Origin of the sequence: Yersinia bercovieri ATCC 43970 (assembly GCF_013282745.1) — a bacterium.
Lineage (GTDB): Bacteria > Pseudomonadota > Gammaproteobacteria > Enterobacterales > Enterobacteriaceae > Yersinia > Yersinia bercovieri.
The window spans coordinates 930,792-954,316 of sequence record NZ_CP054044.1; the positions used below are offsets into that span (position 1 = coordinate 930,792).

Genomic DNA, 23,525 nt, shown 5'->3' on the forward strand with positions numbered 1-23,525 from the left:
CAGCACATAAAATCTAACATTTAACCTGATTCTCGCTGGAAGTAAGCGCCCACCAACGATTTACGGAAATGACCAACACATTCTACGTTAATTTTTGCTCAACGATCAGGCTAAACATAGCCTAATACGAATATTTTTTCTTTCCGGGAATCAAAGGCGTCGGTGGAGCAAAAAAATTGCCCTGTCCACCATAAATACCTTTCTCTTTCAGAGTTTGCCACTCTTCACGGGTAAGCACTTCCGCGGCAAAAACTTTTGCATGTGCGCCTGCACAAGCACCGGTAAGACTTTCTACAAACAACTGATTTTCATAACGTAAATTAATATTTCTGACTAACCCCGGATGAAGCTTAATCATCTCAATCCGTAGAGACTTAATATAAGAGGTGCTGACAACCGTCAATCCGGCCTGCGACACCATCACTTTGCAGCCCACACCAAGCAATAAACGTATCATCGGGCGGATGCGGTCGATATGTTGACACACATCAGCCTCTGCAAGTTCAAAGATAATCCGCGTTCTATCCGATTTTTTGCATTGTAATAGCGTATCCCGCAGCCAACGCTGGAAAGGACGCTGCAATAATGAATCAACGCAGATAGAAAATGCCAGAGTTTCGTCCGGCCATAAAGATAATAAAGGAATTATCCGATCAATTTTTTGGCGGTCATAACGCTCAGCTAAACCAAACAGTTGCACCAAGGGGGTAAATTCAGCCGCCAGCAGCTCCTGCTTACCATCAAATATACGACTGATGACTTCACGATGATGAATCTTGCCGTCAACGGTAATGACCGGGCGTTGATAGAGTCTTGGGCCACCGCTCACCAATGTTTGTTCTAATAAAGTGCGCCATTTAACACTGCCACGCCCTCTTTCCGCTACTTGAGTATCGAATACATACCAACCATTCCCGCCATACATCGCCGCATTTCTGGTCGCTTGCCTGGCATTATCCATAATCTGTTCGGTAGACTCGCCACCGCGGTACGCCACAATTCCAATATGCAGCAGTGATTCACGGTCAATAATATGGAGGTCGGGTAGAGTCCCGACCGCATGGACCAGTTGCGCGGCCATAACATCGGCATATTTTAAGGTTTTATGTGGCAGTAATATGGCGACCTCACTTTGATGGTAACGCGCCAGTAACGCCGAGGGGTGACGGGCCACAAAGGTAGAAAGCATATTAATCAGCGAATGCATCAACTCTTGTACCCGCTGATGATCATTAGTTTCATTTAAGCGGTCAAAATCCGGCAGTTGTACCATCATCACCACGCCGTGAGCACCTGACTCTTCCAATTGCGTGGTCAACTGATTATCAAAAAACTGGCGATTGCTGAAACCGGTCTTGGCATCCTGCGCCGCAAAAGTGCGAATCAAGGTATCAACACGGTTACGCTCCGCCCTCACCTCTGTCAGCTCAGCTAATAGATGGTCAATGGCGCGGCTGGCGCAGGGGGGCCATTCGCGACCTTCGCTGCGAATGGCGTGTTCACGTTCGCCATTCAGAATGCGTTTTGCCCGCCACTCTAGTTTCTCCTGACCATCGGTCTGTTCACGTAGCCAACGAAAACTCAGCCAAAGTGTCAGCGCGATCACTAGCGCGACCAGCGATAAAACTGCCATCGCGTAAAAAGAGCGGGCATAGCTATTTAGCGGGTCAATATAAGTAAGGTGCATCGATGCACCCGGTTGATGCAACATAGATACAACCAGCGTGCGATGTTGACTATTGCTATTCCAAGGTGTGTAGGTGGCGGGGAGTTTGAGATGGTACAACGTACTGATTTCGTTCTGAATAGTGACATCCACGACGCCAATCGTTCGCATCATAATAGGCAGCCATTCACGTTCTTGCTCAACCGATTGCAGCAGCAGCGACTGATCATAAGTCGTCACAATACTCTGGAGTCGCTGCTCCATTTTTTTCTGACACAGATAGAAGAAACTTGCCGTGCTACCCAGTAGCACCAAACACATGCCCAATACGACCAGCAGTGTCACAAACGCAGAAAGTTTGGTTGTAAATCGCATCCCTTAGCCTTGCGAAGCGCATTATGAAGTAGAAAACTCAATTCCCTTGAGGAAAATACTATATGACAAAAACAGCTCATAACACTGATTTTTTACTTCATAATGCGACAATAGCCCAATAACTCCGCCCTTTTCCCTGAAATTCGGCGGTTCCTCTTTCAAGGATAGTCATAGTCAAAATCAACGGCCTGATTTTTGTCCTTGATCAGGCTTGAAGGTTGATGTTGCCGCTATATTGGCTCACTCTTAACTTATCATTTTTCTGTTTTTTTGGAGTGCGATATGCGAGCGCTTGTTCTTGAGCAAACTGACGGCCGTACCACCGCAGAAGTGCGTGAAATATCCCCCTCACAATTGCCTGCCGGTAATGTCACGGTTGATGTCAATTGGTCTAGCCTGAATTATAAAGATGCACTAGCCATCACGGGCCAAGGGAAGATCATTCGTGAATTCCCAATGGTTCCCGGTATCGATTTCGCCGGTACTGTGCACAGTAGCGAAGATCCGCGTTTTCACGTGGGTCAATCCGTGTTGCTGACGGGCTGGGGGGTCGGCGAAAACCATTGGGGTGGTTTGGCGGAGCAAGCGCGGGTGAATGGTGACTGGCTAGTGCCGATGCCTGAAGGGCTGGAACCCCGTAAGGCGATGATTATCGGCACTGCCGGTTTTACTGCCATGTTGTGCGTCATGGCGCTGGAAGAGGGTGGCGTCACACCTGAAAGCGGTGAAGTGGTCGTCACTGGTGCCAGTGGCGGCGTGGGGAGCACCGCGATCGCCTTGCTCTCTGCGCTAGGCTACCAAATTGCCGCGATTTCGGGTCGTGACAGCAACAGCGAATACCTGAAAAGTCTGGGTGCGCGTCGGGTATTATCCCGCAGTGAGTATCTTGATGCTTCGCGCCCGCTGGAAAAACAGCTATGGGCAGGTGCTATTGACACCGTTGGTGACAAATTGCTGGCTAAAGTGCTGGCGCAGATGAACTACAACGGCACTGTTGCGGCATGTGGGCTAGCGGGCGGTTATACCCTGCCAACCACCGTGATGCCATTTATTCTGCGTAATGTGCGCTTGCAAGGGGTAGATTCAGTGATGACCCCACAACCGCGCCGCCAGCAGGCCTGGCAGCGGCTGCTGAAGATCTTACCTGAAAGCTTCTACCAACAAGCATCACAATCCATCACGTTAGCCGATGCGCCGACCATCGCCGCTCGCTTGCTAGCGAATGAAGTCACGGGCCGAACCTTGGTTAAAGTGCGCTGATTAACTCGTTTTCTCATAATAATCAGCACTGTAACACCGTTTTTCTATCAATAACGCCGGGGGGATGACTCTCCCGGTTTATCTCCTCCCCATTGTAATTATTTTTAAATTTTTCTTTGCTCTCTCGCACTTATCGCCATAAGCCTCCATGATTAATATCACCACAGTCAATATGACGCTCTGTTCGATGGAGTAACTCTATGCGCAACATTTTCGCCAAAAATCACACTTCTCGTCCCCATAGTTCGCCGCGCAAACTGACGGAAGCAGATGTCACCCCTGAGAACATCTTTTACCAGCGCCGCAAGGTATTGCAGGCATTGGGAATTACTGCCGCCACGCTGGCGCTACCCACCTCAGCACAGGCCGATTTGCTGGCATGGTTTAAAGGCAATAATCGCCCCAAAGCCCCTTCGGGCAAGCCGTTGGAGTTTACCCAATCCGCCGCCTATCACCCCAATCTGGCGCTAACGCCGGAAGATAAAGTGACTGGCTACAATAATTTCTATGAATTTGGCCTTGATAAAGCCGATCCCGCCGCCAATGCCGGCACCCTGAAAACGGAAGGCTGGAAAATCAAAATCGACGGTGAAGTGGCTAAGCCCATGACGCTAGATATGGATGACCTGATGAAGCGCTTCCCACTGGAGGAGCGCATTTATCGTATGCGCTGCGTTGAAGCCTGGTCAATGGTAGTGCCGTGGATTGGTTTTGAACTGGGGAAACTGCTAAAGCTGGTTGAGCCGACCAGTAATGCGCGCTACGTCGCATTCCAGACTCTCTATGCCCCAGACCAGATGCCAGGGCAGGAAGACCGCTTTATTGGCGGCGGCCTAAAATATCCCTATGTCGAAGGGCTACGACTGGATGAGGCGATGCACCCGCTAGCCTTCATGACACTGGGTGTTTATGGCAAAGCACTACCACCGCAAAATGGCGCACCGCTGCGGCTGATTACGCCGTGGAAATATGGTTTTAAAGGGATAAAATCCATTGTTCATATTCGCCTGACCAATGATCAGCCCCCCACAACCTGGAATCTGAGCGCCCCAGACGAATATGGTTTTTATGCCAATGTGAACCCACATGTGGATCATCCGCGCTGGTCACAGGCCACTGAGCGCTTTATTGGTTCTGGCGGCATCCTTGATGTACAGCGCCAGCCGACACTGCTGTTTAATGGTTATGCCGATCAAGTTGCATCACTCTATCGTGGATTGGATCTGAGGAAAAACTTCTGATGCGCCTCAGCCTACAACACATTAAGTGGCTCAAGGTGGCTATCTGGCTGGCAGCAGCGCTACCTTTCCTGTGGCTGGTTCTATCGGTCGACCAAGGCTGGTTCAGTGCTGATCCCGCCAAGGATATTCAGCATTTTACCGGGCGCATGACGCTTAAACTGCTACTGGCGACACTGCTGGTCACGCCACTGGCCCGCTATGGCAAACAGCCGCTGCTGATCCGTTGCCGTCGCCTATTGGGCTTATGGTGCTTTGCCTGGGGCACACTGCATTTAGTCAGCTATTCAGTGTTGGAGTTGGGGCTAAGCAACATTAGCCTGCTCGGTCGTGAACTGGTCACCCGCCCCTACCTGACCTTGGGCATCATTAGTTGGTTAGTGTTGCTGTCACTGGCAGTCACCTCCACCCTATGGGCGCAACGAAAAATGGGACCCAACTGGCAAAAGCTGCATAATTTGGTGTATGTTGTCGCCATTCTTGCGCCGATTCATTATCTTTGGTCGGTTAAAACCCTGTCGCCACTCCCCATTATTTACGCAGTGACGGCCGTAATATTACTCGTGCTGCGCTACAAAAAATTTCGCCAATGGTTGCGCTAAAAACGGGTGCTTATTGGTGGCGAATGCACAGTTCAGACTCTTTTCTATTGAATATCTTCGCTGATAAGACCAGTATTTAGCTGCTAATTGCTACGATATCATTATAATGCCCGACCTTAGTACCGATCGCAGTGTCAAATTCATCGTAAAAAGGTGACAAATCGGTAACATCAGGTTATTTTTTACGATGATGTACTTATTGCCGGAGATACCAGCACAATGTCGGATAAGTTTCACATTTTGCTTCTGAATGGCCCTAACTTGAATCTGCTTGGAACCCGTGAACCGGAAAAGTACGGTTCGACCACGTTGGCTGAGATTGTCAGCCAGTTAGAGACGCAAGCTCAGGAAGTGGATGTCGCGCTTTCCCATTTGCAGTCAAATGCAGAACATGTGCTGATCGAGAGAATCCACCAGGCGCGGGGTAATACCGATTTTATCCTGATCAACCCGGCAGCGTTTACGCATACCAGCGTAGCTCTGCGCGATGCATTGCTAGGCGTGGAGATCCCGTTTATTGAGATCCACCTGTCTAACGTGCACGCCAGGGAGCCTTTCCGTCATCACTCATATCTCTCTGATATCGCGGTTGGCGTCATCTGCGGACTTGGCGCAGATGGCTACAACTTTGCTTTACAGGCAGCGGTAAATCGCTTGTCAAAATCCAACTAATTGCCACACAAAAAGAGTACGGAATCACACTCATGGATATTCGTAAGATTAAGAAACTGATCGAACTGGTTGAAGAGTCCGGCATTTCAGAGCTGGAAATCTCAGAAGGCGAAGAGTCAGTACGTATCAGTCGTGCTCCCGCCGCGCCAAACTACCCAATGATGCAACAGCCGTATGCGTTTGCAGCACCACAGCAGCCAGCTCTGGCCGCCGCTGTCGCGCCAGCACCTGCTGCTGAAGCCGCAGCACCGGCAGCTATCAGCGGCCATATCGTGCGCTCCCCAATGGTCGGAACCTTCTACCGCACCCCGAGCCCGGATGCTAAAGCCTTCATTGAAGTAGGTCAGAAAGTTTCTGCTGGTGACACTCTTTGCATCGTTGAAGCGATGAAAATGATGAACCAAATCGAAGCAGATAAATCCGGTACTGTAAAAGCCATTCTGGTTGAAAACGGTCAACCGGTTGAATTCGACGAGCCTCTTGTCGTCATCGAGTAACGAGGCGTTCCATGCTTGATAAAATCGTAATCGCTAACCGTGGTGAGATTGCGCTGCGTATCCTGCGAGCTTGTAAAGAGCTGGGGATCAAAACTGTCGCAGTTCACTCCACGGCAGATCGTGATCTTAAACATGTGTTATTGGCTGACGAGACTGTCTGTATCGGTCCCGCGCCTTCTGTTAAAAGCTATCTGAACATCCCGGCAATCATCTCTGCTGCTGAGATCACCGGCGCGGTGGCTATTCACCCCGGCTATGGTTTCCTGTCTGAAAATGCTGATTTTGCCGAACAGGTAGAACGTTCAGGTTTCATCTTTATCGGGCCACGTGCCGAAACCATTCGCCTGATGGGCGATAAAGTTTCCGCTATCAGCGCGATGAAGAAAGCAGGTGTACCTTGCGTACCCGGCTCTGACGGCCCACTGACCGACGACACAACCAAAAACAAAGCCTTTGCCAAACGTATCGGTTATCCGGTCATCATCAAGGCATCTGGCGGCGGCGGTGGTCGTGGTATGCGTGTGGTTCGCCACGATAAAGATCTTGAGCAATCCATTAACATGACCCGTGCGGAAGCCAAAGCGGCTTTCAATAACGACATGGTTTATATGGAAAAATACCTTGAAAACCCACGCCATATCGAAATTCAGATTTTGGCTGACGGTCAGGGTAGCGCCATCTATCTGGCTGAGCGCGACTGCTCTATGCAGCGCCGCCACCAGAAAGTGGTTGAAGAGGCACCAGCACCAGGTATCACTGGCGAAATGCGCCGTTATATTGGTGAACGCTGTGCGAAAGCTTGCGTGGAGATCGGCTATCGTGGTGCCGGGACTTTCGAGTTCTTATATGAAAACGGCGAGTTCTATTTCATTGAAATGAACACCCGTATTCAGGTTGAGCACCCGGTGACCGAAATGATCACTGGTGTCGATTTGATCAAAGAACAGCTGCGTATTGCTGCTGGCCAACCTCTCTCCATCAAACAAGATGAAGTGAAAGTCCATGGTCATGCCGTCGAATGCCGTATCAATGCCGAAGATCCAAATACCTTCCTGCCGAGTCCGGGTAAAATTACTCGTTTCCATGCGCCGGGTGGTTTTGGTGTGCGTTGGGAGTCTCATATTTACGCCGGTTATACTGTGCCGCCATATTATGACTCCATGATCGGCAAGCTTATCACTTACGGTGAAAACCGTGATGTGGCGATTGCGCGCATGAAAAATGCGTTGGCAGAACTCATCATCGATGGCATCAAAACCAACGTTGAGTTGCAGCAACGCATCATGAATGATGAAAACTTCCAGCACGGTGGCACCAATATCCACTATCTGGAGAAGAAGCTCGGGTTGCAAGAGACCTGATTTTTACCTTTCATGTGTTTGATATCAAAAATAATTCGAGTTGCAGAAAGGCCGCAATTGAGTGAATGCCCAAGAGCTTACATCAGTTAAGTGACTGGGGTGAACGAAGACAGCCAACGCACATGCAGCTTGAAGTATGACGGGTATATCTTTTATATCAGGGCCGGTTAATCCCGGCCTTTTTTCTTTTTCAACTCTCTTTCGGCTTAGATGCCCTAAATAATTGGCACAACTACCATGCGGCAAACGAATGAAATCCGATAAGTCAATTCGGATAGCGGGAGCGACCAGGCAGCAAGCGAACGCATCCCGATGAGCTGACTCACGTCAGTGATTCGGGTGGGTGAGAGCAGCTAACAACGCTGTAGTGCCAAGTACGAAGGGTATGGAGAAGATATGGAAACAAGATTCCTACAGGCAAACAAAGAAGCACGCTGGGCCTTTGGCCTAACGCTGGCTTATTTAGCGGGCTGGATAATAACCGCTTATTTACCGGGTAATATTCCTGGAATGACTGGCTTACCCGCTTGGTTTGAAGCCGCCTGTATTGCACTGCCGCTGCTGTTTATCGGGCTATGTTGGCTGATGGTGCGCGTGATTTTCCGCGATATCCCACTGGGGGACGACAATGCAAACTGATGTCATCCTGCCATTAGTGGGCTATTTGGCGATGGTATTTGGCTTATCTATTTACGCTTATACTCGCCGCCAAACCGGGAATTTTCTCAATGAATACTTCATCGGCAATCGCTCGATGGGGGGATTCGTACTGGCAATGACCCTAACCGCCACCTATATCAGCGCCAGCTCATTCATTGGAGGGCCAGGTGCGGCCTATAAATATGGACTCGGCTGGGTCTTGTTGGCGATGATCCAACTGCCCGCGGTCTGGTTGTCTTTGGGCGTGCTAGGTAAGAAGTTTGCTATTTTGGCGCGCCGCTATAATGCCGTGACCCTCAACGACATGCTGTACGCCCGCTATCAGAGCCGCTTACTGGTGTGGCTGGCCAGCCTCAGCCTACTGGTGGCGTTTGTCGGGGCCATGACGGTGCAGTTTATCGGCGGTGCGCGCCTGCTGGAGACCGCAGCCGGGATCCCTTACGACACCGGCTTATTGATCTTCGGCATCAGTATCGCGCTCTATACCTCTTTCGGTGGCTTCCGCGCCAGTGTGCTGAATGACGCCCTACAAGGGCTGGTGATGCTAATTGGCACCATTTTGCTCTTGGTGGCGGTGATCCATGCTGCCGGTGGCCTGCATAAAGCGGTCGAGACGTTGCAACATATCGATCCGGCGCTGGTTTCCCCGCAGGGGGGCGATCAGATCCTTGATGTGCCATTTATGGCCTCATTCTGGATCCTGGTCTGCTTTGGGGTGATAGGTCTGCCACATACCGCCGTGCGATGCATTTCGTATCGTGATAGCAAAGCCGTGCATCGCGGCATCATTATCGGCACCATTGTGGTGGCAATCCTGATGTTCGGTATGCATCTGGCCGGCGCTCTGGGGCGGGCGATCCTGCCGGATCTGAAGATCCCCGACCAAGTGATCCCAACACTGATGATCACCGTTCTGCCTCCGTTTGCGGCGGGGATCTTTTTGGCGGCACCGATGGCGGCGATAATGTCGACCATCAATGCCCAACTGCTGCAATCCTCCGCCACTATCGTGAAAGATCTGTACCTCAATCTGAGGCCGACAGAGCTGAAAAATGAGGGTAAATTGAAGCGCATCTCCAGCATGTCGACACTGATCCTCGGGCTATTGCTGCTACTTGCGGCATGGCGTCCACCAGAGATGATTATCTGGCTGAATCTGCTGGCCTTTGGTGGCCTGGAGGCGGTATTCCTCTGGCCATTGGTGCTGGGGCTGTACTGGGAACGCGCCAATGCCCACGGAGCCCTTAGCTCAATGATTGTCGGTGCGGTATGCTATACAGTACTGGCCAGTTTCAACATTAAAATAGCCGGCCTGCACCCGATAGTACCTTCGCTGGTGCTCAATCTGTTGGCGTTTTATATCGGTAATCAGTTTGGCGATCGCGCACGAAAGCGACAGCCCGTTACCGCCAGCGCTGAATAAATCGCTATATACCGCTATTATTTACCTAAACCTATACTATTTACCGAAACCTAATTGAGAAAAACCGATCCCAAAACGCAAGTTAAGGATCGGTTTTGGAAGAGAAAAGCTATGCCTTGGATCCAATTGAAGTTAAACACCACCGGCAATCAGGCCGAATCTCTGGGCGACGCGCTGATTGAGAGTGGCGCAGTCTCTGTCACGTTTCAGGATACCCACGATAATCCGGTGTTTGAGCCGCTGCCGGGCGAAACTCGCCTGTGGGGCGATACCGATGTCATCGGTCTGTATGATGCCGAAACCGATATGGCCGAAGTGGTTACCATGCTGGAATACCACCCGCAGCTCGGCACCGGTTTCATCCATAAGATTGAACAGTTGGAAGATAAAGATTGGGAACGTGAATGGATGGATAACTTCCACCCGATGCGTTTTGGCGAGCGCCTGTGGATCTGCCCAAGCTGGCGTGATGTACCCGACCCAACCGCAGTGAATGTGATGCTCGACCCCGGTCTGGCGTTTGGCACCGGGACTCACCCGACCACCGCGTTGTGCCTGCAATGGCTCGACGGCCTCGATCTGGCGGGTAAAACTGTTATCGACTTCGGTTGTGGCTCTGGCATCCTGGCGATTGCGGCGCTAAAACTCGGTGCAACGCACGCTATCGGCATTGATATCGATCCGCAGGCCATTCAGGCCAGTCGCGATAACGCGCAGCGTAACGGCGTTTCAGAGCGTTTGGCGCTATATCTGGCAAAAGACCAACCGGCTGACTTATCCGCTGACGTGGTGGTTGCCAATATTCTGGCAGGCCCGCTACGGGAGTTGGCACCGCTGATTAGCGTCTTGCCGGTTGCTGGCGGCCACCTTGGCCTGTCAGGGGTGCTGGCAACACAAGCTGCGGGTGTCGCTGAGGCTTACGAGGATATGTTCACCCTCGACCCAGTGGCTGAGAAAGAGGAGTGGTGTCGCATTACGGGCGTACGTAAGCCATAGCATAGCCAGCAATATCCCCTGCTGTTGTTATGAGATAACAGCAGGGGATTCTCCCCCATTCGAAATAGCACTTCCCGGCACCTTAGCGCACACTATTTTTAGCCAAAATGAGATGCTCGACACATTTGTATCTGTGCTTTATCGTTGATTTGATGAATAAATCAGCACTTTCGACCAAGATTATGTGGCGGCACCAGTCAATAATGATGTTGTTTAGTAGAAAACACTAAAGCGCACAAATTAACCAGTTAGCCTTAACGTCATGTTATATATGAACAAATAATTAATTAGCCAAGATTGAGTCGCAATTTGCTGCTCTTTTTTCATCAATTGGTCAAAGTTTGGCCTTTCATCTGGGCGCAAAAATGCGTAATATACGCGCCCTTACGGACACAGTGTGGTCATTCTTTGTCTATGCGTATTGGACACTTCCAGCTTACAAATTGCCTGATTGCCGCCCCGATGGCCGGTATAACAGACCGCCCCTTCAGAGCGCTATGTCATAGCATGGGGGCTGGAATGGCAGTATCTGAAATGCTCTCCTCAAATCCTGAGGTATGGCGGACGGATAAGTCGCGTTTGCGCATGGTTCATAGTGATGAGCCTGGAATTCGTACCGTGCAAATTGCCGGTAGCGACCCAGATGATATGGCGGCGGCTGCCCGAATCAATGTGGCAAACGGCGCCCAAATCATTGATATCAATATGGGATGTCCGGCCAAGAAAGTGAACCGCAAGCTGGCAGGATCTGCATTGTTGCAGCATCCCGATCTGGTCAAACAGATCCTCTCCGCAGTCGTCAACGCGGTAGATGTGCCAGTCACGCTGAAGATCCGGACGGGTTGGTCGCCAGAACACCGTAACTGTATAGAAATTGCCCAACTGGCCGAAAATTGTGGTATACAAGCCCTGACGATTCATGGCCGAACTCGTTCTTGCCTGTTTAATGGTGAGGCGGAATACGACAGCATTCGGGCAGTTAAGCAGACTGTTTCCATTCCCGTTATCGCGAATGGTGACATCACTGACCCGCATAAAGCCAGAGCGGTGCTCGACTACACTGGAGCTGATGCTCTGATGATAGGACGTGCCGCTCAGGGAAGACCTTGGATCTTCCGGGAAATCCAGCACTACCTGGACACTGGGGAGCTGCTGCCACCGATGCCACTTGGCGAAGTGCAGCGCTTGTTAAACGGGCATATACGGGAATTGCACGACTTTTATGGTCCAGGCAAGGGATTTCGTATTGCACGTAAGCACGTCTCTTGGTATCTCCAGGAGCACGCCCCTAACGACCAGTTTCGGCGCACATTCAACGCCATTGAGGATGCCAGCGAACAGCTGGAGGCGTTGGAGGCATATTTCGAAAATCTTGCGTAAACAGAAAAAAGAGCTGACAGAACTATGTTCGAACAACGCGTAAATTCTGACGTACTGACCGTTGCAACCGTAAATTCACAAGATCAGGTGACTCAAAAGCCTTTGCGTGACTCGGTTAAACAAGCACTGAAGAACTATTTTGCTCAACTGAATGGTCAGGATGTGAGTGACCTGTATGAGTTGGTACTGGCTGAAGTTGAACAGCCATTGTTGGACATGGTGATGCAATACACCCGTGGCAACCAAACCCGCGCTGCCCTGATGATGGGCATCAACCGTGGCACGCTGCGTAAGAAATTGAAAAAATACGGCATGAACTGATACTAGTCAGTTAAGGTGTTGTTTAAAAAGGCGTTATCCTTAATTGGTTAGCGCCTTTTTTATTAGGATTTTAAGCATCCCGCATACATAATCGTGCCATTCACATTTAGAGATCTTCCGGCATACTCACTCTGACAGCAAAGCAGATAGCTATGTGCAGCTGAGCTCAGACGATATTGCGAGCATTGAGTTAATCCACAGGATAAGCAAAGGACAACATCCAGATGGGGAGGAGTTATTGTCAGCAGAGCAATTTTATTTGTCGGCTATCTAAAAAGCAGACACGTAACTTTTGCTGACTTACCTACGATAATGCAACAGTTTCAGTGTCATTACCGATGATTAATAGCCCCCCGCCATACACAATGGGCAATAGATATAAGTAACCCATACCAAGACTATCCAGCATCAGTAATGTCAATATCATTTTATTAATGTCATCACCATCAAATAGTCACAATCACTTTTTATGGATCCACATATACTCCTTCAGTTTTTCAAATAAGTATTTATATTCATACAAATAATACTTTTTTATGTTATCGAGTATATCCTTATACTAAGGTCATTAAATTGAAAGAACTTAAGTATGATATCCAACTACTAACAAAGTTAAAAAGTAAAATAGACATGTGATTATACTTTCTGCTAGCGTATTAAAATTCAGATGATGATTTATTTTCTAAGTTTCATTTTCCTATTTATTTTCTCCCCAGATTTTTTGTCATAGTATCTCGTAGGCCATATTTCCGATGGATGAACACCTAAAAAGTCCGCAATTATATATTCGCCTTTAGGCCATGGTCTTGTTAACGTATTTCCAAGTGTACTTGAACTTAAACCAGAATTACGCGAAACAGCAGAGAGAGTAGACCCTTTTTTACGTATCGCTGCTATTATATCTGCAGGATGCCAGTCCGAGATGTTTTTAATCATAAAATTCCTTTGATGTGACTTATAACTGGATGATATATAATCCACAGTATAAAATGTGGCAATATAACATCGAAATTTCATTCTAGCTTATAAGCTATTTTATAGTGAACAACTAAGTGCTTATTCCTCAGATAGTCGAAGTTAAACGTACCAATATAATATGTTCATAAAATTGTTATGGGAAGATTTTCATCAACTTACTGAGGGTATTATACATATATAGATAAGAGATAGTAGTACACCAAAGTATAATGTAGTGCTGTACTTTAGAATAGATAACGACCTGTAAATAATAGTTAAATTATAAATCAATAATGAATCTAATTTCTACATCATATTAATACATAATTTAAATATGTCATTATTATGATAAATAGAACTAATATACTTATTTCAGTAATTTATATAACTAACGAGCAGGCCCTACATTGCTTATAATTACAAAGGCAACAAATAAAATGCTTATCATCATTTGTAGTGAGATTTTTTATTTACAGATAATAACATTTCATATACCATTTTTTAAAAGATAAGTTTATTCAGGAGAGGGTAAGTTGACCAAATTATTTTTCAACAACGAATTGATTAATACTACGGTGAAAAAGAAACTTGAACGAAAACTAGAAAAATACAACAATGTAAAATATGCATACGCAATAATGAACAAGAGGAATCCGGCTGATTTTATGGTTATTTCAAACCGGAGTAAATGGTTCGAATTTTATACGAAAAACAATTTTCAGTACATTGATCCTATTATTATCACGGCATCACATAGAGTGACGCCATTCTCTTGGGACGAAAATATTATGATAAATTCAGGATTGAAGTTGCCAAAAATATTTGACGTTGCAAAGGAGTACGATGTGATTAATGGTCATACCTTTGTTCTACATGATCAATACTATAACCTTACTATTCTCTCTCTTATGACTGACAAAGATTGTGATGAAGATATAGAAGATAAAATAGCTAATGATAAAGCTAATATTCAGATGCTATTGATGCTCATTCACGAGAAACTGACCTCATTTTATAATGATCTAAATCGTAGTAGTGATTTTTGTAAAATGGGTAGAAATGAAATTTTCACAAAGCGTGAAAATGAAATTATTTACTGGGCAAGTGTGGGTAAATCCTATCCAGAAATAGCACTCATTTTAGGAATAAAACCCACAACGGTAAAACATCATATGGGGAAAGTAGTAAGAAAACTTGGAGTAACTAATGCTAAGCATGCTATAAGTCTTGCGGTTGAGTTACAACTGATTAGACCTGATTACTCCTAATATCTAGGGAGAGCGGCCAAGTATTTAATTTATCATTTTCAATGAGTAAAGTTTTGCTAATTTTATGCATCAATATCTGTTGATTGTGTTCGTCAACTGGCATGTAGACAACGTAAATTATTTTATTTTCTTCTGACAGGCCTTGTTCAACTACTGAAATCAACCAACCAGACCTTTTAAATATAGCCAACATTGGGTGACTGATTATGGCATAAATACCTTCATAGCCCTGATGTCTGGTATAATTGATCATGGATAAAAAAAGCATTGAGCTGATAGGATAATGTTGTAATTGTAGTGTCTTAGTACGATTTTTTGCAATGAATAATCTACTGGCTTCTAGATAATTCCCATCAGGGAGTTCAATCTTGTTGAAGTATGATTTAAATACTCCAGTGATCATATTTGGATGTTTTATTCCGATAAATCGAAGACTGCAAATAACCTGGTCATCATGGACACCAAACAGATAGGTAGTATTGATGCTATCATATTCATCAAACTCCATACCATTCTCACAATTAACGTTCCAATTAAGTCTATCTTTAAATACATTTTTCCTTAGTAAAAACAACTCTCTGGCACGCATGGTGGATAAGGAACTATAACTAACATCAAATATTTCCATATTTATTACATTCCATAATTTAATTATAATTAAGCATTTGTAAAAAATGAAGAAAAACCTAAATTCTTAAAAAGAATCAGTTAATAAGCACAGCATTAAGCGCATTCGTAAGATGTTACATTAACTACAACTAAAAATCCACTTATTGAACACTACAATTTAGTTGTAAATTAAATATTATCTATTGATCCTACACCTTATATCAGCATACATAATTCTATAGATAGAATGATCTATTTGACATGATAACTTAAATTTACCACTCTATTTTACCCTCATTTTTCTTATACTGTGATTTTGTTAACTACATATAGATTACATATTGGTGAATGGATTATCACTAGTTAAATGAATCACAATGTGAATAGCTATCATAGTTAACCATTATTCATATCTCTCTAACAATAGTTGTCAATGGCTCGTGTAAATGACTATCGCCAGGAAAGCACAAATATAAATTAGCTTGCCGAAGAGATCGGCTGCCAATCAAGGCCATAGAAGTTGAACTGATCAACCAACCGCTACCCGATTACGCCCCTGCTGTTTCGCGCGGTATAGCGCTGCATCAGCCAGTTTTAGCGCATCTTCTGGCATACCTTCGCCGCTCCAATAGGCGACGCCCAGTGAAATCGTGATGGGGCGAATGTTTGCTATCGCCATCATTGCCACATTGTGGCGCAGCCGATTGGCAACCTGTGTCGCTACATCAAGTGTCGTACCTGGTAGCAACATCAGAAACTCTTCACCGCCGCTACGGCAAAGGATATCGGTATCGCGAGAGCTATCACGGATCTGAGTCGCCAGCTGTTTGATCACCTCATCACCGATATCATGCCCATAGGTGTCATTAATCAACTTAAAGTGGTCAATATCCAACGCAATAACTGAAAAGTGCTGTCCGAGTTGTCCGATAGGCTCAAGGGCGGTGGCCAATCCCCGCCGGTTATACAGGCCCGTCATCGGATCGGTTTGCGCCTCAAATTTCAATTTGCCAATTTTCTTTTGCAGTAAACTGATGCCTATCAACATCGCCCGTTTGAGTTGTGTGGACTCGAAATACCATGATGGTATCTCTTTGATACTGAAAGCGATATCTGGTTTATCCATATCATTGGCACTGCCCGCCAGTAACCACAACGGGCGGGCAATCAGGCGAGATAGCAGCCAAACCCCCAGCAAAGTGAGTAACGCCAGCGGCGCGATATGCCCCAAACCCTTAATCATTAGCCCTTCTAACGGCTTCAGGGTTGATGCCTCAGGCCGCAAGGTAATAATTTCCCAACCGGATGGCTCCACGACAGCGTAACCCGCCAGCATCGACTCACCACTGGTATTGCTCACCATCAAACTGCCATTACTTGCCGTTTTCACGGCCTCAGTGAGTGGTCTCGGCGAGAGTATTTCCCCGACACGGTTTGCATCTCGGTGGTAAAGGATGCGCCGATCACTGTCCAGCACCACAATATAGGAGCCATCGCGATAGTAGTGCTCGCCCAATAGCTCATTTAATATACTCTGCTTACGCAGATAAATGGTCCCGCCAATATAGCCACGATAGCGCCCATCCGGCGTGATAATCGGGGTTGATATATTGACGACCAGATTATTAGCTGCCGATAAATAGGGCTTACTGATTAGTGGGCGGCGCAATTTTAGCGCTTCCACCGCCCCCGGTGAGGTTAGGGTTTGCCCCAGCAACTGGAGACTATCTGGCGATGTGGCACGGATAACACCGTGCGCATCAGTGATGACCACCGAGTTAAAGTTGTCGGTCTGGTATTTTAGCCGGGCAGTTTCTGCTTGCAGAATGGCGGGATCATCAAAATGTCTGGCGGCAATCATGCTGCTGTAATAAAGCTGCTTTTGCGCACTTCTCAGAAAAATCTCGGTACTGGACGCCAGCTTGGTGGCATAAACACGATTGGCTTCCAATGTGTTATCAATCAATAGCTGCCGCTGCACCCGATAACTGGCATAGAAGCTGTTCGCCAGCGTCACAAACGCACTCATCAGAGCCAGAATAAGGATTAGGCGACCTAAGTCGAGGCGGAAAATCTTGGTAGAAATAATCGAGCGTGACAAGACAGCATTCCTGAAGCGGTAGAAAGACCCTATTAAGCAATGACGGTAGCATGAAAAGAGAGCAAGAACTCGCCTATATATAGGCATAGGCTCAATATTTATCTCCTCAGATCAATCGTTATCACGCTATAGTCATTATCAACGGCTATCTATAGTTAAAATAGCTGGCGTTTCAGCACGGCAGCAGACGAATGAACTCCGATGAGCGGATGAAAATCAGTAAGTTGGAAGAGCAAGCTGCAACGTCAAATAAGAAGGGTATGGCTGACTCATACCAACAATTAGGGGTTAATTATGAAAAAGCTGGTCATTGCCGTAGCGCTCGCAACAACTGTATTAAGTGGATGTGCCAACAACAGCACATCATCTGGTGATACTTTCACTGCCTCTCAGGCACGACAAGTTCATACCGTAACCTACGGGACGGTTATCTCTGCACGTCCGGTCACCATTCAGGGTGGCGATAAGAATAACGTAGCTGGTGCCATTGGCGGTGCTGTGGTGGGTGGATTCTTGGGGAATACTATTGGCGGTGGCCGTGGTAATAGCCTGGCAACCGCGGGTGGTGTGGTTGCCGGTGGTATGGCAGGTCAAGGCGTACAGAGTGCGATGAACCGCAGTGAAGGTGTGCAGTTGGAAATACGCCGAGATGATGGCAGCAACATTGTCGTGGTGCAGGCGCAAGGCCCTACCCGTTTCGGCGCAGGCCAACGCGTGATGATTGCCAGCGATCGTAGCGGTACAGTGACGGTTTCTCCTCGCTAAAACTCAATACCGGAGGTTATCCTCCGGTATTTTGCGGCCTAATGACAGAAAATAGGTTAAAATTTAGCATCATTTTTAATTGACCTAACAGCCTGTTTAGTCACATAAAATCACCATTTCACTGCACAATTACAGCTGAAAAACCCATTCACATTAGTTATGGCAGTCAAATATAGTGTTGCCACGAGAAATGTATTGTGGTTAAATAGCGTCATCGGTTTGGAACACAGACCTTATGAAAGCAGTTTTAGTAAAGCAGTCCTCAGTTCAAGCGCTATCCATAGATATCCCTTCTCCGTGAGTCTCCTCCTAAGTGCCCATAAGTTATCCTCTGAAAGACAGACCACATTCGCTGCAATATTGTGGCAAAAAAATAATTGAAGGAAATATCTCTATGTCTAATAAAATGACTGGTTTAGTAAAATGGTTTGACGCTGGTAAAGGTTTTGGTTTCATCACTCCTGCTGACGGCAGCAAAGACGTGTTCGTTCACTTCTCTGCTATCCAGAGCAATGATTTCAAAACCTTAGATGAAGGCCAAAAAGTTGAGTTCTCTATTGAGAACGGCGCTAAAGGCCCATCAGCGGTAAACGTAGTCGCTCTGTAATACAGTGTGATTCTGGGTGTTGGCAACCGACAGCGATGACGGTTTAACCCGAGCAGTGTTGCCAACACTCAAGTAAGAAAGCAGTACCCGGTTGACAGTAACATTTATGCAAGCAGTTTTAGTAAAGCAGTTCCCCGTATTAGCGTTATCAGACAGATACCACTTCTCCGCGAAATTCCTTCTAAGTGCCCCATAAGTTGTACCCAAGCCTATTCGCTCGCCTATGGCGGCAATCAAAAATAATTGAAGGAAGTATCTCTATGTCTAATAAAATGACTGGTTTAGTAAAATGGTTTAACGCTGACAAAGGTTTCGGTTTCATTTCTCCTGCTGACGGCAGCAAAGACGTGTTCGTTCACTTCTCTGCTATTCAGAGCAATGATTTCAAAACCTTAGAAGAAGGCCAAAACGTTGAGTTCTCTATCGAGAACGGCGCTAAAGGCCCAGCGGCAGCAAATGTTGTTGCTCTGTAAGAGTTAATACCAGATGAATGATTTACGATAGCGATGAAGGTGATAGCCCTGAGCAGTTAAATCATTCTGAATAAAAGACCCGCCTTGGTGCGGGTTTTTTTGTTGCTCAAAATATGACACTGCACATAATAATATAAAATAGCTAATATGCTAAAAAGGTAATATTTGCTAAGCAAAGTTAACATATTCGGTGTTATTTCCTCCTATCTCGTTAATCTGCCGTATTTATCTATTCGACCCTCTCAGTTCATCTGTCGACTTGGCTATTAATGTGAAATCATCTTGTTTTAACAGATAAAATTCTGTTGTTTATAATTAAAAAAGTAAAGTAATCGATAAACTTTGTCTGAATTACCCTCATCAGAACAATATATTTCCCCCACCAATCACCGCACTCCGTACAATATAAAAATGACTTTGATCAAAATGGTGAAGTTATTTTGTCTATACAGTTAATTCATATCTTTACAGCCTTAATAATTTAATCACCACCTATTGTTATCGGTGGTGATTAACACTGTATATATAATTGTATCAAGGTAAATAATCATGTCGATATTCAAAACACGTATGGGAAGAATGCTACTTATTCTCTTTATTGGGGTAGGTATCTGGTTTAGTCCAGTGCCGGAATCCGTTGACCCACGCGCCTGGCACCTCATGGCGGTCTTTGCGGCGACGGTTATTGGCTTGATCCTCTCGCCATACCCCTTGGGGGCGATGGCAATTTTCAGCCTGACAGTGGTTGCGGCCACCGGGCTGCTGAGCATCAAAGAGGTGCTCGCCGGTTTTGCCGATCCCACCATCTGGATGATTGCCTGCGCCTTCTTTATCTCACGCGGTTTTATTAAAACCGGTTTTGGTCGCCGAGTCGGTTACTTGTTTATCAGTAAGTTAGGTCACAGTTCATTGGGTCTGGCTTACGGTTTGGTGCTGACTGATCTACTGTTTGCCCCCGCCATGCCCTCTACCTCGGCCCGTTGTGGTGGCATCATCACTCCGCTGTTTCGCTCCATTTCGGAGGCCTATGAATCTACCCCGGAACGCGGCACCGAACGCAAAATCGGGGCATTTCTGGTGCAATGTATCTTCCAGTGTAATGCTATTACCTGTGCGATGTTCCTGACCTCAATGGCCGGTAACCCGATGATCAGTAAGCTGGCGGGCGAGATGGGCATTACCATCACCTGGACCAGTTGGGCGCTAGCCGCCATCGTCCCCGGCTTAATCTCTCTGGCAGTCATCCCCTTGTTGCTCTACCGCTTCTACCCGCCAGAGCTGAAAAAAACGCCGGAAATGCGGGCGCTGGCGCTGGAGAAACTGAAAGAGATGGGGCCGATGAGCCGCAATGAGTGGATTGTTTTATCCGTCTTTATCGGGCTGGTAACCCTGTGGGTGAGTGGTGCGACATTGAATATTGATGCCACCATGACCGCCTTTATTGGCTTAGCCATTCTGTTATTGAGCGGTGCACTGACGTGGGATGATGTGATTGCCGAGAAAGAGGCGTGGCACACCGTGATCTGGTTTGCGGTGCTGCTGACACTCGCTAGCCAATTGAATAAATTGGGCTTTATTACCTGGTTTGGCTCCTCCATTGCCGGTTCGGTGCAGGGTATGAATTGGATTCCGATGATGGGTATTCTGCTGCTGGCGTACTACTACAGCCACTATATGATGGCGAGCGCCATCGCCCATATCAGCGCCATGTATGCCATTTTTGTTTCTATTGCTATTGCGGCGGGAGCTCCGCCCATGCTGACCGTGCTGGTGTTCGGTATGTTCAGTAACCTGTATATGGCGACCACTCACTACTCCGGCGGCCCTGCCCCTATCTTGTTCGGCTGCAATTTTATCCCGCTGGCGACATGGTGGAAAATTGGCTTCCTGATAAGTCTGGTGGTGATCCCTATCTGGTTGATTATCGGCAGCGCCTGGTGGAAAGTGCTGGGTTTCTGGTAACAGCAAACTGTTTAGAAATACCGCGCAGTCACACTGGCGCGGTATTTTTGTCTACGGTTTGCCGACGAGTGCCCGTCACTTATTGCGGTTTACGTAACTCAATACCGACATCCCCGCCGGGATGCACCGCCAGTAAGCTCTCTTTGGTAAATCCACTGCGGGCCATCAGGCAGATACAGATGGCATCAAACAGCGCCAGCACCAAAACGATAGAGGTGGTCGCTAACATATTTAGCGGGTCAATCTCTTGCTTCACATGGGTTTTTAGCACCAAGGCGGAGACTTGCGCGATTGCCGACTGTTCGTTCTCGGTCACGCTAATGATCTTCACCTGCTTACGTTGCAGTGTGGGGAGCAGGCGGGTCAGCTCGTCAGAATTGCCGCCTCTGGAGATCAGAATGATAATATCCTGTGCGCCGAGAAAACCCAGATCCCCGTGGGCGGCATCGGTGGCATTCAGGTAGATCGCAGGTTGCTCCACGCAGGCCAACATATGCGCCACTTTTCGCGCCGCGATACCTGATGTTCCTACTCCCGTCACTGCAATTTTGCCACGACACTCTGCCAGCGCATCCAACACCTGCAACCACACCTGCTGATCGACACTCTCCTTTAAGGCCGCCAGCTCGCGGCTGTAGGTCATCCATGCCTCGCTGGCGGTCTGCCATTCATCACTCTGGCTCATACCTCCTCCCGCATCAATTCCTGATAGCGCAGATGATCGTGATACATCTGGTGGAACACGCGATATTTGCGATCGTAATAGGCTTTGATTTTATTGGTTTGCGGCGTAACGGTTTTCCCAATGCGGCTCATGGCAGCCATCGCCTCCGGCAGTGACTCAAATACCCCGGCGGCGACTGTGCCCATCATGGCACTGCCCAGCAACATCGCTTCGCTCTCTTCCGGCAATAACATGGCGCAGCCGGTGGCATTGGCGTGCTCCTGCACAAAAATGGGGTTTTTCGTGCCGCCACCGCTAGCCATCATGGTGTCAATGTTATAGCCGTTCTGATTCATGGTTTCGATGATATGCCGTGTCCCCAATGCCAGCGCCTGAATGGTGGCGAGATAGCGCAGCGCCATATCCTCCGGCGTGGTGGAGAGTTTCAGGCCGGTAATGATGCCGGTCAGATTCGGGTTGGCGCGCGGTGAGCGATTGCCGTGGAAATAGGGCAGCATATGAATATCATTGGTTAGGAAGGCGATATTTTCCGGCTCCCCCGCCAATTGGCGCAAAATATGATTCAGCGCCTCATAGATAGTTTCCCCCTTGCTTTTGGCTTGCGCCAACAGCTCTGGATAGCACGGATGTGACTGAATAATATGGTCAATCAAAGCCCCCGTCGCTGACTGCCCGCCCTCATTTAGCCAATATTCCGGTAGGATAGCCGAGTAGTATGGCCCCCAAATTCCGCCGATAAAATGCGCCGAACGTGACATCGCCATATGAGCCGTCGAGGTGCCGCCGATCAGCGCAATTCGCCGATCAAAGTTGGCGTTCTCGCCCGTCACACCACTGGCACCGAGGATACCAATGGTGCCCGCGTGGGCATCAATAATCGAAACACTGACGGCAGTGCCGGGGATCAGGCCCATTTCCGATGCCGCTCGCTGGCTTAAACCACGCCCCAATGGCTCCCCCATCGGCTTAACTGTAGCCCCAATTTTGGCCGCATTGTTATCCAGCAAATCGCCTAGCCCCACCTGTTTGAAATAGGAGGGGTCCCAGCGATCTTCATGGCCCAGATAGGTCCACTTGCAGACCGTGGAACAGAGCGAGCGAGTTTCATCTTTGGTCGCGCGCCAGGTCAGAAAGTCAGGCAGATCAAACAGATGACCGACATTGCTCCAGGTGGTGGGCATATGCTGCTTCAGCCACAGCAGTTTTGGCGTCTGCATCTCCGGTGAAATCACCCCGCCGACAAACTCCAGCACCGGGTGCTTGGTGGCATTGATTCGTTCCGCCTGAATAATCGCGCGGTGATCCATCCAGACAATCACATTTTGCTCGCTGCGCCCTGATGGGCTGACAGTCAACGGATTACCCTCTTTATCCAGCACCACCAGCGAACAGGTGGCATCAAACCCCAGCCCTTTGACCTGAATCGGGTTGATATCGGCCTGGCTCACTGCATCGCGCACCGCATTACACACCGCCAGCCAGATATTATCGGATGACTGCTCAACAAAATCTGCCTTGGGCTTAAACATGGTGATTTCACGGCTAGCCTGCCCGACCATGCGGCCCTGCAAATCGAATACTCCGGCTCTTGCGCTGCCGGTCCCTACGTCTACGCCGATAAAGTAACTTGCCATTGTTTTGTCCCTC

The 23,525-nt window shown here is 47.8% G+C and carries 22 protein-coding genes; 16 read left to right on the forward strand and 6 right to left on the reverse strand.

The window, feature by feature from the left end; translation table 11 throughout:
• Window positions 1-121: 121 nt before the first annotated feature.
• Complete coding sequence (gene csrD, locus HRK25_RS04240) at window positions 122-2,041, reverse strand: RNase E specificity factor CsrD (protein WP_032896630.1); 1,920 nt, start codon at window positions 2,039-2,041, stop codon at window positions 122-124.
• Window positions 2,042-2,323: 282 nt separating this feature from the next.
• Between csrD and acuI the strand changes: the two genes are divergently transcribed.
• The 11 genes from acuI (at window position 2,324) to fis (ending at window position 12,451) form a co-directional block, all read left to right on the forward strand.
• A complete protein-coding gene (gene acuI / locus HRK25_RS04245) occupies window positions 2,324-3,301 on the forward strand; it encodes an acrylyl-CoA reductase (NADPH) (RefSeq protein ID WP_005271373.1) in 978 nt (325 codons plus the stop codon).
• A gap of 200 nt (window positions 3,302-3,501) precedes the next feature.
• Entirely contained in the window at window positions 3,502-4,542 is a 1,041-nt protein-coding gene (gene msrP, locus HRK25_RS04250) for a protein-methionine-sulfoxide reductase catalytic subunit MsrP (RefSeq protein ID WP_005271370.1), read from the forward strand.
• A complete protein-coding gene (msrQ, locus tag HRK25_RS04255) occupies window positions 4,542-5,141 on the forward strand; it encodes a protein-methionine-sulfoxide reductase heme-binding subunit MsrQ (RefSeq protein WP_032896626.1) in 600 nt (199 codons plus the stop codon). Before msrP ends, msrQ begins: the two co-directional genes overlap by 1 nt.
• Before the next feature lie 219 nt (window positions 5,142-5,360).
• Window positions 5,361-5,813, forward strand: coding sequence for a type II 3-dehydroquinate dehydratase (gene aroQ, locus HRK25_RS04260; RefSeq protein ID WP_032896624.1), 453 nt, complete (start codon window positions 5,361-5,363; stop codon window positions 5,811-5,813).
• Between the two features lie 32 nt (window positions 5,814-5,845).
• Window positions 5,846-6,310, forward strand: coding sequence for an acetyl-CoA carboxylase biotin carboxyl carrier protein (accB, locus tag HRK25_RS04265; protein ID WP_004711025.1), 465 nt, complete (start codon window positions 5,846-5,848; stop codon window positions 6,308-6,310).
• A gap of 11 nt (window positions 6,311-6,321) precedes the next feature.
• Window positions 6,322-7,671 (forward strand): acetyl-CoA carboxylase biotin carboxylase subunit, encoded by a 1,350-nt coding sequence (accC, locus tag HRK25_RS04270; RefSeq protein WP_005271359.1) that lies wholly within the window; start codon window positions 6,322-6,324, stop codon window positions 7,669-7,671.
• A gap of 396 nt (window positions 7,672-8,067) precedes the next feature.
• Window positions 8,068-8,310 carry a YhdT family protein gene (locus HRK25_RS04275; RefSeq protein ID WP_005271356.1) on the forward strand — a complete coding sequence of 81 codons (243 nt, stop codon included), beginning with the start codon at window positions 8,068-8,070 and terminating at the stop codon, window positions 8,308-8,310.
• Entirely contained in the window at window positions 8,300-9,754 is a 1,455-nt protein-coding gene (gene panF, locus HRK25_RS04280) for a sodium/pantothenate symporter (protein ID WP_032896620.1), read from the forward strand. Before HRK25_RS04275 ends, panF begins: the two co-directional genes overlap by 11 nt.
• A 111-nt stretch (window positions 9,755-9,865) precedes the next feature.
• Window positions 9,866-10,750, forward strand: coding sequence for a 50S ribosomal protein L11 methyltransferase (gene prmA, locus HRK25_RS04285; protein WP_032896618.1), 885 nt, complete (start codon window positions 9,866-9,868; stop codon window positions 10,748-10,750).
• A gap of 414 nt (window positions 10,751-11,164) precedes the next feature.
• Window positions 11,165-12,130 (forward strand): tRNA dihydrouridine synthase DusB, encoded by a 966-nt coding sequence (gene dusB / locus HRK25_RS04290; RefSeq protein WP_005271347.1) that lies wholly within the window; start codon window positions 11,165-11,167, stop codon window positions 12,128-12,130.
• Between the two features lie 24 nt (window positions 12,131-12,154).
• Complete coding sequence (gene fis / locus HRK25_RS04295) at window positions 12,155-12,451, forward strand: DNA-binding transcriptional regulator Fis (protein WP_002210061.1); 297 nt, start codon at window positions 12,155-12,157, stop codon at window positions 12,449-12,451.
• A gap of 675 nt (window positions 12,452-13,126) precedes the next feature.
• On the opposite strand, the gene HRK25_RS04300 is transcribed toward fis, so the two are convergent.
• Entirely contained in the window at window positions 13,127-13,387 is a 261-nt protein-coding gene (locus HRK25_RS04300; protein ID WP_032896614.1) for a helix-turn-helix domain-containing protein, read from the reverse strand.
• Between the two features lie 554 nt (window positions 13,388-13,941).
• Here HRK25_RS04300 and HRK25_RS04305 point away from each other — a divergent pair.
• Window positions 13,942-14,676, forward strand: a complete 735-nt coding sequence (locus HRK25_RS04305; protein WP_005271341.1) for a helix-turn-helix transcriptional regulator — start codon at window positions 13,942-13,944, stop codon at window positions 14,674-14,676.
• Here the strand turns inward: HRK25_RS04305 and HRK25_RS04310 are convergent.
• Window positions 14,657-15,304: an acyl-homoserine-lactone synthase gene (locus HRK25_RS04310; RefSeq protein WP_032896612.1), complete on the reverse strand. Its 648-nt coding sequence runs from the start codon at window positions 15,302-15,304 to the stop codon at window positions 14,657-14,659. The genes HRK25_RS04305 and HRK25_RS04310 overlap by 20 nt on opposite strands.
• 510 nt (window positions 15,305-15,814) lie before the next feature.
• The gene (locus HRK25_RS04315) at window positions 15,815-17,374 is read right to left on the reverse strand and encodes a GGDEF domain-containing protein (protein WP_032896661.1); all 1,560 of its coding nucleotides are present in this window, start codon (window positions 17,372-17,374) and stop codon (window positions 15,815-15,817) included.
• Between the two features lie 306 nt (window positions 17,375-17,680).
• On the opposite strand from HRK25_RS04315, the gene HRK25_RS04320 reads away from it, so the two are divergent.
• The 4 genes from HRK25_RS04320 (at window position 17,681) to HRK25_RS04335 (ending at window position 21,193) form a co-directional block, all read left to right on the forward strand.
• Window positions 17,681-18,151, forward strand: coding sequence for an outer membrane lipoprotein (locus tag HRK25_RS04320; protein WP_004875750.1), 471 nt, complete (start codon window positions 17,681-17,683; stop codon window positions 18,149-18,151).
• A 394-nt stretch (window positions 18,152-18,545) separates the two neighbouring features.
• A complete protein-coding gene (gene cspE, locus HRK25_RS04325) occupies window positions 18,546-18,758 on the forward strand; it encodes a transcription antiterminator/RNA stability regulator CspE (RefSeq protein ID WP_005163090.1) in 213 nt (70 codons plus the stop codon).
• A 260-nt stretch (window positions 18,759-19,018) separates the two neighbouring features.
• Window positions 19,019-19,231, forward strand: coding sequence for a cold shock protein CspG (gene cspG / locus HRK25_RS04330; protein WP_005271336.1), 213 nt, complete (start codon window positions 19,019-19,021; stop codon window positions 19,229-19,231).
• Window positions 19,232-19,780: 549 nt separating this feature from the next.
• Complete coding sequence (locus tag HRK25_RS04335; RefSeq protein WP_032896608.1) at window positions 19,781-21,193, forward strand: anion permease; 1,413 nt, start codon at window positions 19,781-19,783, stop codon at window positions 21,191-21,193.
• A 79-nt stretch (window positions 21,194-21,272) separates the two neighbouring features.
• Here HRK25_RS04335 and HRK25_RS04340 read toward each other — a convergent pair whose 3' ends face one another.
• Window positions 21,273-21,878, reverse strand: coding sequence for a KpsF/GutQ family sugar-phosphate isomerase (locus HRK25_RS04340; protein ID WP_032896606.1), 606 nt, complete (start codon window positions 21,876-21,878; stop codon window positions 21,273-21,275).
• Entirely contained in the window at window positions 21,875-23,512 is a 1,638-nt protein-coding gene (locus tag HRK25_RS04345) for an FGGY-family carbohydrate kinase (RefSeq protein WP_005271327.1), read from the reverse strand. Before HRK25_RS04345 ends, HRK25_RS04340 begins: the two co-directional genes overlap by 4 nt.
• Window positions 23,513-23,525 lie beyond the last annotated feature (13 nt).